The sequence below is a fragment of the Streptomyces sp. NPDC093109 genome, from assembly GCF_040701725.1.
Lineage (GTDB): Bacteria > Actinomycetota > Actinomycetes > Streptomycetales > Streptomycetaceae > Streptomyces.
Window position 1 is genome coordinate 81,481 of sequence record NZ_JBFBEZ010000024.1, and the last position, 12,369, is coordinate 93,849.

10 protein-coding genes are annotated in these 12,369 nt (G+C 72.0%); 8 read left to right on the forward strand and 2 right to left on the reverse strand.

Going from position 1 to position 12,369, the window contains the following annotated elements; all coding sequences use genetic code 11:
* The first annotated feature begins 332 nt into the window (after nucleotides 1-332).
* The 8 genes from AB0389_RS23030 (at nucleotide 333) to AB0389_RS23065 (ending at nucleotide 11,357) form a co-directional block, all read left to right on the forward strand.
* Entirely contained in the window at nucleotides 333-2,447 is a 2,115-nt protein-coding gene (locus AB0389_RS23030) for a transketolase (protein ID WP_366397377.1), read from the forward strand.
* Nucleotides 2,448-2,763: 316 nt separating this feature from the next.
* Nucleotides 2,764-3,765 (forward strand): helix-turn-helix domain-containing protein, encoded by a 1,002-nt coding sequence (locus tag AB0389_RS23035; protein WP_366397378.1) that lies wholly within the window; start codon nucleotides 2,764-2,766, stop codon nucleotides 3,763-3,765.
* Between the two features lie 151 nt (nucleotides 3,766-3,916).
* Nucleotides 3,917-4,432 (forward strand): hypothetical protein, encoded by a 516-nt coding sequence (locus AB0389_RS23040; protein ID WP_366397333.1) that lies wholly within the window; start codon nucleotides 3,917-3,919, stop codon nucleotides 4,430-4,432.
* Nucleotides 4,433-4,669: 237 nt separating this feature from the next.
* A complete protein-coding gene (locus tag AB0389_RS23045; RefSeq protein WP_366397334.1) occupies nucleotides 4,670-6,133 on the forward strand; it encodes an SPFH domain-containing protein in 1,464 nt (487 codons plus the stop codon).
* Between the two features lie 164 nt (nucleotides 6,134-6,297).
* Entirely contained in the window at nucleotides 6,298-7,062 is a 765-nt protein-coding gene (locus AB0389_RS23050) for a response regulator transcription factor (protein ID WP_366397335.1), read from the forward strand.
* 254 nt (nucleotides 7,063-7,316) lie between these two features.
* Nucleotides 7,317-8,807 carry an ATP-binding protein gene (locus AB0389_RS23055; protein ID WP_366397379.1) on the forward strand — a complete coding sequence of 497 codons (1,491 nt, stop codon included), beginning with the start codon at nucleotides 7,317-7,319 and terminating at the stop codon, nucleotides 8,805-8,807.
* Between the two features lie 36 nt (nucleotides 8,808-8,843).
* Nucleotides 8,844-9,830, forward strand: a complete 987-nt coding sequence (locus AB0389_RS23060) for a helix-turn-helix domain-containing protein (RefSeq protein WP_366397336.1) — start codon at nucleotides 8,844-8,846, stop codon at nucleotides 9,828-9,830.
* Between the two features lie 144 nt (nucleotides 9,831-9,974).
* Nucleotides 9,975-11,357 (forward strand): DUF3500 domain-containing protein, encoded by a 1,383-nt coding sequence (locus tag AB0389_RS23065; RefSeq protein ID WP_366397337.1) that lies wholly within the window; start codon nucleotides 9,975-9,977, stop codon nucleotides 11,355-11,357.
* Nucleotides 11,358-11,465: 108 nt separating this feature from the next.
* On the opposite strand, the gene AB0389_RS23070 is transcribed toward AB0389_RS23065, so the two are convergent.
* Together AB0389_RS23070 and AB0389_RS23075 are read right to left on the reverse strand one after the other, a co-directional pair.
* Entirely contained in the window at nucleotides 11,466-11,684 is a 219-nt protein-coding gene (locus tag AB0389_RS23070; protein ID WP_366397338.1) for a hypothetical protein, read from the reverse strand.
* 12 nt (nucleotides 11,685-11,696) lie between these two features.
* Nucleotides 11,697-12,320 (reverse strand): helix-turn-helix domain-containing protein, encoded by a 624-nt coding sequence (locus AB0389_RS23075; protein WP_366397339.1) that lies wholly within the window; start codon nucleotides 12,318-12,320, stop codon nucleotides 11,697-11,699.
* Nucleotides 12,321-12,369 lie beyond the last annotated feature (49 nt).

Consider the following 12,369-nt stretch of genomic DNA (forward strand, 5'->3'; position numbering starts at 1 on the left):
GTCTCCTCGTCGAGTCCTTGTGTCGTCAAGACGTCATAATGACCACAACCCCAGAAGACGTCAATAGGCAATTTGCTCGTAACACTCCGGACGCCCGAAAGGGCCCGGAACCCCTGTGAGATCAGCCCCCAAGCACCCCCGCACGCGGAATCAGCGGTGAGTTACGTTGTCCTGAGTCATCATGACGACATGATCTCTTAGGAGCCGCCGTGACCCGCCCCGCCCCCGGTACGACCGTCCCCGCGCCCGGTACGAGCACCCCCGCGCCCGGTACGAGCACCCCCGCGCTCGGTACGAGCACCCCGGCGCTCGGTGCGCTCGACCGCCGCGCCATCGCCACCGCCCGCGCCCTCGCCATGGACGCCGTCGAGACGGCCGGCTCCGGCCACCCCGGCACCGCGCTGGCGCTCGCGCCCGTCGCGCATCTGCTCTTCCAGCGGCACATACGGCACGATCCGGCGGACGCAGCGTGGGAGGGGCGCGACCGGTTCGTGCTCTCCTGCGGGCACGCGAGCATCCTCCAGTACACCCAGCTCTACTTCACGGGGTACGGGCTCGGCCTCGACGACCTGCGACGCTTCAGGCAGCTCGGCTCCCTGACGCCCGGTCACCCCGAACTCGGGCACACCACCGGCGTCGAGATGACGACCGGGCCGCTCGGGCAGGGCGTGGCCACCGCCGTGGGCATGGCCATGGCGCTCAAGCGGGACGAGGGCCGGTTCACGGGCGGCAGCGACAGCGGTAACGGCAACAGCAACAGCAACAGCACCGGGATTCCCGGCCGTACCGTCTGGGTCGTCTGCTCCGACGGCGACCTCCAGGAAGGCATCTCGTACGAGGCCGGCGCGCTCGCCGGGCGGCACCGCCTCGACAACCTCGTCGTCGTCTGGGACGACAACAGCATCCAGATCGAGGGCCCCACCGATCTGACCACCCGTGAGGACACGGCCGCCCGCTTCGCCGCGCAGGGCTGGTACGTCCAGACCGTCGGCCTCGGCGCGGACGGCGACATCGACACCGACGCGCTCGACGCCGCGCTGTCCACCGCGCGCGCCACCGAGGGCCGGCCCAGCCTGATCGTGCTGAAGTCGCAGATCGCCTGGCCCGCGCCGAGCGCCGTCAACACGCCCGCCTCGCACGGCGCGCCGCTGGGTGCGGCCGAAGTCGCCGCCACGAAGGCGCTGTTGGGGGTGGCGGCCGAGCCGTTCACCGTACCGGCCGACGTCCTGGAGCACACCAGGGCCGCGCTGGGGCGCGGTGCCGAGCTGCACCGCGCCTGGGACAAGGCGCTGGCCGAGTGGACGGCGGCGCACCCGGAGCGGGCCGCCGCGCGCGAGCGCGCGATCCGGCCGCTCGACGCGGCGGAGGTGGCCGGCGCCGAAGCCGCGCTGCCCGTCTTCGAGGAGGGCGCCTCGATCGCTCCCCGCGACGCGTCCGGCCAGGTCATCCAGGCACTCGCCGCGCGGCTGCCGCGCCTGTGGGGCGGCAGCGCCGACCTGGGCGACTCCAACCGTACGACGATCAAGGCCGGCGGCTCCTTCCTCCCCGCGAGCGAGCACGGTCTCGACGGGCGCAACATCCACTGGGGCGTACGCGAGCACGCCATGGCCGCCGCGCTCAACGGCATCGCCATCGTCGGCTACGACACCCCCTTCGCCGGTACGTTCCTCGTCTTCAGCGACTACGAGCGCCCGTCGCTCCGCCTCGCGGCCCTGATGCGGCTGCCCGTCGTGCACGTCTGGTCGCACGACTCGGTGGCGCTCGGCGCCGACGGTCCGACCCACCAGCCGATCGAACACCTCGCGTCGCTGCGCGCGATGCCGGGCCTGTCCGTGGTCCGTCCCGCCGACGCCGCCGAGACCGCCGCCGCCTGGCTGAGCGCGCTGGCGCGGCCGGGCGCGGGCAGGCCGGGGCCGGTCGGGCTGGTGCTGGCGCGCCAGGGGCTGCCGGTGCTGCCGACACCCGTCGAGGCGGTACGGGAGGGTGTGGCGCGCGGGGCGTACATGGTGGCCGAGGCTGATGTGACAGCCGAGCAGACGGCCGGGCAGACGGCCGGGCAGACGGCCGGGCAGACGGCCGATGTCATTCTGCTGGCCAGCGGCAGCGAGGTGGCGCTGGCGCTCGCCGGGCGGGCGGTGCTCGCGGAGCGCGGGATCGGGGCGCGCGTCGTCTCCGTACCGTGCAAGGACTGGTTCGCCGAGCAGGACGCGGCGTACCGGGACGCGGTGCTTCCGCCTTCGGTCCGCGCTCGCGTGGTCGTCGAGGCGGCGTCGGTGTTCGGCTGGCACGACCTGATCGGCGACGCGGGACGTGCCGTGACGATCGACGGGTTCGGTCTTTCGGCGTCGGCGTCGGACGCGATGACGGCGATGGGGATGACGGCGGACGCGGTGGTCGCGGCGGCTCTGGAGTCACTGGAGTCACTGGAATCGCAGAAGTCGGCGTAGTTGGCGTAGTCGCGGGTCTTCTCGGTCGCTGTCGCGGGTCTTCTCGGTCGCTTTGGCCGCCGGCACCGTCGCTAACCGGACAGCCGACCCCGGCAGCCGGGCGGGCCCCGGTCCGCCATGGGTTACGTTCGGCGGGACCGGTCCGACCAGGGGCCGGCGACCAGCGACCGGGGGCATACGCGTGACAGTCGGAACCGGCAGCGGCGGCGCCGGCGCGGGGGACACGGACGGCGGCTCGGGTAACGGAGCGGGGACCGCCGCCCCCGGCGAGCACGGCATACCCGGCGAGTATCTGGAGGGGTACGCCTCGATCCTCATGGCCGCCTCGCTCACGGGACGCCGGCTCACCCGCGCGGAGATCCTCTCCCGCCGCACCCTGGGCGAGCAGGCCGCCGAGGCCGGCCTCCAGCTCCGCGCGCTGGTCGGCGCCCACCTCGCCGCCGCCCGCGCCGACTGGCCCGAGGCGGGCGACCCCGACAGCGTCCTCGCCGCCGTGGAACAGGCCGTCGACGCGTTCGCCGAGGGGTACGAACGCGCGCAGCGGCTGGCCGTACGGCAGGAGACCGCCGCGCGCCGGGAGTTCATCGACGACCTGCTGTACGGGCGCAGCGACCTCGGGCGGCTGGCCGAGCGCGCCGAGCGGTTCGGGCTGCGCCTCTCGTACGAGCACGCCGTCGCCGTGGCCGAGGGCTTCGTCGCGTACGACGAGGAGGACGCCGTGCCGCGCGCGGTGGAACAGGCGCTGCTCGGGCGGTTCGGTGATCGCAGCGTGCTGCTCACCACGAAGGCCGGCCGCATGGTGTGCGTCGCGCCGGGCGACCAGGCCGAGGTGCTCTCGTACTTCGCGAAGCGGGCGTACGCGGCGACGGACGGCGGCCGGGTCGCGGTGGGCCGCCCGCAGCCCGGCGTGGGCGGGGTCGTCCAGTCGTACGAGGAGGCGCTGAACGTGCTCGACCTCGCCGACCGGCTGGACATGGACGAACCGGTGCTGCGCGCCGCCGACCTGCTGGTCTATCCGGTGCTCACCCGGGACCGGCACGCCATGACGGAGCTCGTCCTCAACACCCTGGGCCCGCTGGAGTCCGCCCGGGGCGGTGCGCAGCCGCTGCTCGAAACCCTCACGGTCTACTTCGACGCGGGGTGCGTGTCGGCGGAGGCGGCGCGGCGGCTGGCGCTGAGTGTGCGGGCCCTGACGTACCGCCTGGAGCGGATCCACAAGCTGACCGGCGCGGATCCGGCGGATCCCACACACCGCTACACCTTGCAGACGGCCGTCATCGGGGCGAGGCTGATGGGCTGGCCGGAAAAAACGTTCTGACAACGGATGACGCGGGATATTTGGCTTCCGTGCCGGGTCGGCATCAAGAGCGCGTTAAGACTGCCGGGAATCGGCAGTGCCGAATGTCAGACCGGGATGTCACTATGGAGTCCTGGCCGAGGAAGCTGCGGCGTAGGGGGAGGTGGATCCGATGACCTTGTTTCTGGGAATCGGCATCGCGGGGCTTGTCCTGCTCGTCCTGTCACTGATTTTCGACGGGGTGATCGAGGGGCTCTTCGGTGGCGTCAATGTGCTGGACGGCCTGTTCGACGGCTTGTTTTCGCTGCCGGTGATCGCCGGTTTCATGTCGATGCTCGGCTTCGGTGGCGCGATAGTCCTCGGGACCACGGATCTCGGCACCGCACCGGCCACCGCCGCGGGGGTGGCGGCAGGTGTCGTAGCCGGGTGGCTGACCTGGAAGTTCAGCAAGATCCTGATGCGCGACCAGACGGCGACGACCCCGCGCGGGTCCGACCTGGTGGGCAGCGCGGGGACCGTGGTCACGGCGATTCCGGCCACCGGGTACGGCGAGGTGCTGCTGCGGCTGGGCGGCCAGCCGATGAAGTTCTCGGCGAAGAGCGCGGAGGCCGTGCCGTACGGCGCGGAGATCTGGGTCGAGGAGACGCTGTCGGCGAGCTCCGTCAAGGTGCGCAAGGTAGAACGCTGACGGACGCGCCGACGGATGCGCCGACCGGCGCACTGGCCGGCGCACTGGCCGGCGCACTGGCCGACGCACTCGCTGACGGTCGTGTCTCCGGGAGCGTATGTCCCCCTCCTTACTCGTTAGCTGCGACTCGGTAGCTCCGACTCGGTAGCTCCGACATATCGACCTGCACGTTGCGCGGGGGATCCCGCGCGAACCGTTCCAACTGCCATCCCCCCGGGAGGCAAGGGAGAGAGCCCCATGAGTCCAGTTGTCATCGCAGTGCTGGGGGTCGTCGTACTCGTCGTCCTGCTGGCTCTTGTCGTCATCACGCGCTACAAGGTCGCGGGGCCCAGCGAGGCGTTCATCGTCACCGGGCGACGCGGCAAGAAGTCGACCGACCCGACCACCGGTCAGGTCTCCGTCGACAACAGCGGCCAGAAGGTCGTCGTGGGCGGCGGCGTCTTCGTCGTCCCGTTCGTCCAGCAGAAGTTCACGCTGGACCTGTCCAGCCGGCACATCCCGATCGCCGTGCGCGGCGCGGTGACGCTGCGCGGGGTGAAGGCCAACCTCGAAGGCGTCGCCATCGTCAAGGTCGGCGGCACGGACGACTCCATCCGCGCGGCGGCCCAGCGCTTCCTCCAGCAGCAGGGCGGCATCGTCGGCTTCACGCAGGAAGTGCTCTCGGGCGCGCTGCGTTCCATCGTCGGCCGGATGTCGGTCGAGGACATCATCCGTGACCGTGCCGCGTTCGCCGGGCAGGTCGCCGAGGAGGCCGAGGCGAGCCTCTCCGGGCAGGGCCTGGTGCTCGACGCGTTCCAGATCCAGGACATCACCACCGAGGGTTCTTACCTGGAGGACCTCGGCCGCCCCGAGGCCGCCCGGGCCAAGCAGGAGGCCGACATCGCGGAGGCCGTCTCGCGGCGGGCCGCCGAGCAGGCGCGCCTCAAGGCCGAGGAAGAGATCGCGATCGCGCAGCGGACCTTCCAGCTCAAGCAGGCCGAGATCAAGGCCGAGACGGACGAGGCGTCGGCCCGCGCCGCCGCCGCGGGACCGCTGGCGCAGGCCGCGCGTGAGCAGGACGTCCTCATCGAGCGGGAGAAGGTCGCCGAGCGCCAGGCCGCGCTGACCGACCGCGAGCTGGACACGAAGGTCCGTAAGCCCGCCGACGCCGCGCGCTACCAGGCCGAGCAGGAGGCCGAGGCGCGCCGTGTCGCCCTGGTCAAGGAGGCCGAGGCGGACGCCGAGCGCTCGCGTCTGACCGGTGAGGGCGAGAAGGCGCACCGCGCCGCGCTCGCCGCCGCCGTGCAGATCGAGGGTGAGGCGGAGGCCGCCGCGATCGGCGCCAAGGGCGCGGCCGAGGCGGAGGCCATGCACAAGAAGGCGGACGCCTTCGCCCGTTACGGCGACGCGGCCGTCCTCCAGATGCTGGTCGAGGTGCTCCCTTCGGTCGTCGCGAAGGCCTCGGAGCCGCTGAGCGCCATCGACAAGATGACGGTCATCTCCACGGACGGCGCGTCCCAGCTGTCCCGTACGGTCGCCGACAACGTCGCGCAGGGCGTCGAGCTGCTCAGCTCGACCACCGGCGTCGACCTGGCGGAGCTGCTGAAGGGCATCACCGCGGGCAAGGGCACGGCGGTCGTCCCGTCGGCGGCGTCCGCGCCTGCGGCCGAGACGACGAGCGGCGCGGCCGTGAACAACGGCCGGGTCGAGGTCACGGACTGACCTGCACGTGTACGGCGGAGGGCCCGCTCGGTGACACTGGTGTCACCGATCGGGCCCTCTCCCCGTTTCACCACGGGTGCTTCCCCGCGATCGTCGGCCCGACCCACGGCCAGGACTCAGGTGGAACACAGGATTCACCCAGCCGGCCGGGCCACGATCGGTCCATGGACCGGTATACGGATCGCGACACGCACAGCTCCGTCGGGACGGCGACGCGCCCCCGTACCCGCGACCGGGTGCGCGTGCTGATCGTCGACGACGAGCCCGGACTCACCGAGCTGCTGTCCGTGGCCGTCACCGAGGCGGGCTGGCGCCCGTACCCGGCCGGTGACGGCGAGAGCGCGCTGCGGACCGCGCGCGGCTGCGCACCGCATGTCGTCGTCCTCGACGGAATGCTGCCCGATCTGGACGGACTCCAGGTGCTGCGGCGGCTGCGGTCCGAGAACCCGAAGCTGCCCGTCCTCATGCTCACCGCCCGCGACGCGCTGGAGCACCGCATCGACGGGCTCTCGGCGGGCGCGGACGACTACGTGACCAAGCCGTTCTCCCTGGAGGAGGTGGTGCTGCGGCTGCGCGGGCTGCTGCGGCGGACCGGCGCCGAGGAGGTACGGGCGGACGATCCGGTGCGGGTGCTCGGCGGACTCGTACTGACCGAGCGGACCCGCGAGGTGCACCGCGACGGCGCCCGCGTCGGGCTCACCGCGAAGGAGTTCGACCTGCTCAGCCTCTTGCTGAGCCATCCGCGCCAGGTGCTGAGCAAGGCGCAGATCCTCGACCGGGTGTGGAGCAGCTCGTTCGACGGCGGCGGCAATCTCGTCGAGGTCTACATCTCCAGCCTCCGCCGGAAGATCGACAAGGGCCGGGCGCCGATGATCCACACCGTGCGCGGGGTGGGGTACGCGATCCACGCGGCGGAGGACGGGAGATGAGGGCCCCCGGCGGCGGTCCGACCCGGCCCCCGAGCCGTCCGGGACCCCGCCCCCGGCCAGGGCCCCGGACCCGGCCCCGCGCCCTGCCCCGGCCCCTGACCCGCGCCCTCACCCGAACCCGCGCTCTCGCCCTCACGCAGACCCGGACCCGGCCGCGTAAACACTCGCCACGCGGACGCTCGCCACGCGGACGCTCGCTGCGCGTCCGGCTGGTGCTCTCCATCGGCGCCACCCTCGTCGCCGTGTGCGCGGCGATGGCGCTCACCACCGTCTGCGTACAGCGCGCCTATCTGCTCGGGAATCTGGACGAGCGCGTCACCAACGCCGCCGCGCGCGGTCTCGGCGGCGTCAAGGTGGGGCCGCGTACCGCCACCGACCTGGCGTTCCTCAACGAGCAGGGACAGGCAGCCGGTACGCTCGCCGCCCGGCTCGACGCCACCGACGGGACCGTCACCGCCGCCGAGGTCATCGGCCACGACGGCAGGCCGTCGCCCGTCACCGCCGCCCAGCGGGCCGCCCTCGCCGGCATCGCCGCCGACGGCTCCCTGCACACCCGGTACGTCCCGGGCCTCGGCACGTACCGGATCGCCGTCCTCGGCGGCGACGGGCTCTACGTCCTCACCGGGCTCCCCATGGACGACGTACAGGCCATGCTCAACGGTCTGGTCGTGGTCGAGGCTGCGGTCGCCGCCGCCGGGCTCACCCTCGCCTGCTGCGTCAGCGCCGTCGTCGTCCGCCGCCAACTGCGCCCGCTGGGCCGGGTCGCCGCCACCGCCGTCGCGGTGTCCCGCTCGCCGCTCGGCAGCGGCGAGGTCACCGGCCTCATCCGGGTCCCCGAGCGCGACACCGACCCCGGCAGCGAGGCCGGCCAGGTCGGCGCCGCGCTCAACCGGATGATCGGCCACGTCGAGTCCTCGCTCGCCCGGCGCCAGCGCAGCGAGGAGCGGATGCGCCGGTTCCTCGCCGACGCCAGCCATGAACTCCGTACCCCGCTCGCGTCGATCGCCGGCTACGCGGAACTCATGAACCGCGGCACCCGCAAGATCGAACCCGACCTCGCCTGGCGCCGCGTCTCCGCCGAGTCCGCCCGCATGACCGGGCTCGTCGAGGACCTGCTGCTGCTCGCCCGGCTGGACGACGGACGGCCGCTGGAGTCCGCCGAGGTGGATCTCGCCGCCCTGGTCGCCGAGGCGGTGTGGGACGCGCGGGCGGCGGGCGACGGGCACGACTGGCAGCTCGTACTGCTCCTCGACGGCCCGGCCCTCGTCACCGGCGACGAGGCGCGCCTGCACCAGGTGGTGGCCAATCTGCTGGCCAACGCCCGCGCGCACACGCCCGCAGGGACGACAGTCGTCGCCTCCGTGGAGACCGCGGTGGCGACCGCACCGGAATCCACGCCGGAGTCCACACCGGAGTCCACGCCGGAGTCCACGCCGGACCGCTGCGTCATCCGCGTACGGGACAACGGCCCCGGCATCCCGCCGCAGTTGCTCCCCACCGTCTTCGAACGCTTCACCCGCGCCGACGCCTCCCGCTCCCGTACCTCCGGCAGCGCGGGCGGCGCCGGCCTCGGTCTCGCCATCGCCTCGGCCATCACGACAGCGCACGGTGGCCGGATCAGCGCGGAGAGCGAACCGGGCCGTACGGAGTTCACCATCGAACTTCCCTGCGCCGAAAGCGCGTTGACAACCACTGCCGCTCATGGCCACCCCGAGCCTCTGAACGACGCCCCGCCTGAGCTTTAATCTCGCTGAGGGGGGTGCCAACAGAGAGTGGGCGCGATGATCGGGACCGTGTTCCGGACCGAGGACATGCCGGCGGAGGACAGGTTCGACTACTGGCGGGAACTGCTCGGCCGAACGCGCACGAGCGACACCATCAGTGCCCACCACTCCGACTTCCGGGCGGAGATACGGGTGATGGAGCTGGGGGCGACGACCGTGTGGCCGGCCTCGTTCCCGCCGACCCGCTACCGGCGCAGCCCGAGAATGGTGCGCCAGTCGGACCCCGGGCTGTACCACCTGACACTGCTGCTCGACGGCGGACTGGCCATCGACAGCGCCGGGCGGACCGGCACGATCGGCCCCGGTGACCTGCATATGACCGACAGCTCGCATCCGTACGACGTCCGGTCGGCGGACCACGAGGAGTGCGGTGCGGTCAGGGGGGTGGGCGTCGACTTCCCACAGGCGCTGCTGCCCCTGCCACCGCACCGGATACGGGAACTGCTGGGGCGGAGGCTGTCGGGACGGGAGGGCATGGGCGCCGTGCTCGCCGACTTCCTGATCGGTCTGGAACGGCAGGCCGACGCCCTCCAGCCGTCCGACGCGCCCCGCCTGGGTACGGTCGTACTCGACCTGGTGTCGGCCTGGCTGGCCCACGCGCTGGAGGCCGAGGCCGCCCTGCCGCCGGAGACCCGCCAGCAGGCCCTGGCGGAATGCATCCGGGCGTTCATCCGGCAGAACCTGCACGATCCCGAGCTGAAGCCGCCCATGATCGCCGCCGCGCACCACATCTCGCTCAGCTATCTGCACCGGATCTTCGAGCAGCGGTCGCCGGGCGAGACGGTGGCGGCCCGGATCCGCCGCCAGCGACTGGAGGGCATCCACCGCGACCTGGAGAACCCCGCGCTGCGTACCACCCCGATCCACGCGATCGCCGCCCGCTGGGGCATCGTCGACGCCTCCGTCCTGACGCACGCCTTCCGGGCCGCGTACGGGCTCTCGCCGAAGGAACACCGGCTGCGGGCACTGTCCGAACCGAGCTGACCCCCGCGCTCCCGCGCGCCCCTTGATCCCCCTCTCCCCCCTCTCCCCCCATCGGCTTCAGGTGGGACTCAGGTTCCTGCCGCACAGTCGTCTCGCACGGCCGTCCACGATGGACGTGCCCATGACGAGAGGGAGCCGGCCACGATGACCGAACTCGACACCGGGGACGCTGGGGACACCGCCGAGTCCACCGCGACCGCCGCCGCGCACACACCCGCCGAGACCGGACGCCGCGCCCACGCGAGCCGCCGCGGCTTCATGCGGAAGGTGTTCCTCGCCGGTGGCGCCACGGCCGTCGCGACCATGGGCGGCGCCGGCGCGTGGACCGCGCTCGCCGACGACGACACCACCACGGCCGACCCCGACCCGTCGGCCACGGCCACCACCGACCCGAGCGGCGCCCCCAGCGGCGGCCCGGGCGGTCCTGGCGGCGGCGCCGGCGGCCCCGGCAGCGAGGAGATCACCGAGGAGTTCTTCGGCGTCACCACCGACGGCAAGCGGATCGACGACCTCTACACCGTCCACTCCCAGGGCGTGAAGACCGCCCCGGTGATCGCCGCCGCCACGGCGTTCCTGGCCGGACTCAGCGACACCGAGCGGTCCGACGTCCAGTTCTCCCTGCACTCCACCGAGTGGCGGCTGTGGAGCAACATCGACGGGTACACCCGCCAGGGCGTGTCGATCGAGGACCTCTCCGACGAGAAGAACGCGCTCGGCGAGGCCCTGCTGACGGCCGCGCTCAGCGCGCAGGGCCTGGAGACCACCCAGCTCACCCGCCGGATCAACAAGGCGGCGTGCGAGGCGATCAACCAGACCCAGTACGCGGAGGCCTACTACTGGACGGTGATGGGCACTCCGTCCGCCACCGAGCCCTGGGGCTTCCAGTTCGACGGCCACCACCTGGTCATCAACTACTTCGTCCTCGGCGACCAGGTCGTGATGAGCCCGTGCTTCTGGGGCTGCGAGCCGACGTCCATGGAGATCGACAACAAGACCGTCGACGTCATGCAGGACGAGATCAAGGCGGCGCTCGCCGCCATCAACGCCCTCGACACCACCCAGCGCTCCGCCGCCATCCTCAAGTCGACCAAGGACAACGAGGAACTCATCGCGGGCGCGTTCTCGGACAACGCCGTACAGGCGTACACGGGCATCCAGGCGAGCAAGCTGACGTCGGCGCAGCGGACCAAACTGCTGGCGCTCATCGAGCTCTTCGTGGGCAAGGCCAAGAACGACGTGGCCAAGGTCCAGATGTCCGAGATCCGCAAGCACATCCAGGACACCCACTTCGCGTGGATGGGCGGCACCGCCGCCAAGTCGGCGTTCTACTGCCGCGTCCAGAGCCCGGTCATCTGGATCGAGGTGGACTGCCAGTCCCCGTTCGCGTTCGGGTCCCTCTACGGCGAAGAGAACGGCGGCGCGCCCACGCAGCAGCACCTCCACTGCGTGGTCCGCACGCCCAACGGCAACGACTACGGAAAGGAGCTTCTTCGACAGCACCTGCTGACGTCGCCTCACCACCGCTGAGGTACTGAGGCACACAACTCACCTTCACCACACACTCTTTCTCTGTCATAGCGAAGGCCGCACCCACCCGGGCGCGGCCTTCGCGCTGCCCGCGCTGCCCGGTCGGTCTCAGGCGGCCCCGGCCTCGACCCTGGCTGTTGTGGCCAGCCGCAGGCCGACCTCCACGAGCCTCCAGCCCAGCCGGGCGCGGAGGCCGCGGGGCCGCTGGGCCGCGGTGGTGGCGGTGGCGGTGACAGCGGCGGCGGCGGCGAGGTGACGCGCGCTCGCTTCGGCCTGGAGTCCGGCGGCGTGGACATGGTGCAGGGCCAAGTAACTCTCGGCATGCATGGACGGGGCCTCTCACTCCGTAACGAGGGGGAACGCTCGGGTATGAAGGCGCACCTGCGCGGCGTCGGCACTGTCCTCGTCCAGCGCCCGATCGCGGTACGTCTCGACGAGCGCGTGCATTTTCCCGACGAGTTCCTGGGTGAGCTCGGGAGTCAGCCGTAGCGTCTCGCTGCTCATGTCCCAGGCGCTGTTCCACTCCGGCCGCGACTGGCGGTTGCCCAGCCAGGTCGACAGGTCCCGGGTCTGGGTGGTCGCGATCTGATGGAGGTACAGGTCGGCGGCTCCGCGCACTTCCGGGTTGGCGTCCGTGAGCAGGGCGTCGTCGAAGCGCATGCCCCGGTGGACCGCCTTCCACCACCGCTCACGGCCCTTGCCCTGCTCGGGGGCGTCCTCGATGAAGCCATGGGCGGCGAGCTGCCGCAGGTGGTAGCTGGTGGCACCGCTCGACTCGCCCAGCTTTTCGGCGAGTCGGGACGCGGTGGCCGGACCGCCGAAGCGCAGGGCGTCCAGCAGCTGCATACGCAGCGGGTGCGCGAGCCCGCGCAGGGAGCGGGCGTCGAGACTGTGGACCCGTGGGTCCTGGTCCGGGCCCGGCTCCTGGTCTTGTTCCTGGTGCTGGGGCTGGGGCGCGTTCATGCACACAAGAGTAGCTATCCAAAGAACCCTTTGCAACGCTCTGTTTGCA

Excerpts from the sequence above, each read along its gene's own strand:
- AB0389_RS23055 (WP_366397379.1), top strand. The coding sequence starts at position 7,317 with ATGGCGCTCACCACCGTCTGCGTACAGCGCGCCTATCTGCTCGGGAAT.
- AB0389_RS23070 (WP_366397338.1), bottom strand. The coding sequence starts at position 11,684 with ATGCATGCCGAGAGTTACTTGGCCCTGCACCATGTCCACGCCGCCGGA.
- AB0389_RS23060 (WP_366397336.1), top strand. The coding sequence starts at position 8,844 with ATGATCGGGACCGTGTTCCGGACCGAGGACATGCCGGCGGAGGACAGG.
- AB0389_RS23075 (WP_366397339.1), bottom strand. The coding sequence starts at position 12,320 with ATGAACGCGCCCCAGCCCCAGCACCAGGAACAAGACCAGGAGCCGGGC.
- AB0389_RS23040 (WP_366397333.1), top strand. The coding sequence starts at position 3,917 with ATGACCTTGTTTCTGGGAATCGGCATCGCGGGGCTTGTCCTGCTCGTC.
- AB0389_RS23035 (WP_366397378.1), top strand. The coding sequence starts at position 2,764 with ATGGCCGCCTCGCTCACGGGACGCCGGCTCACCCGCGCGGAGATCCTC.
- AB0389_RS23050 (WP_366397335.1), top strand. The coding sequence starts at position 6,298 with ATGGACCGGTATACGGATCGCGACACGCACAGCTCCGTCGGGACGGCG.
- AB0389_RS23045 (WP_366397334.1), top strand. The coding sequence starts at position 4,670 with ATGAGTCCAGTTGTCATCGCAGTGCTGGGGGTCGTCGTACTCGTCGTC.
- AB0389_RS23065 (WP_366397337.1), top strand. The coding sequence starts at position 9,975 with ATGACCGAACTCGACACCGGGGACGCTGGGGACACCGCCGAGTCCACC.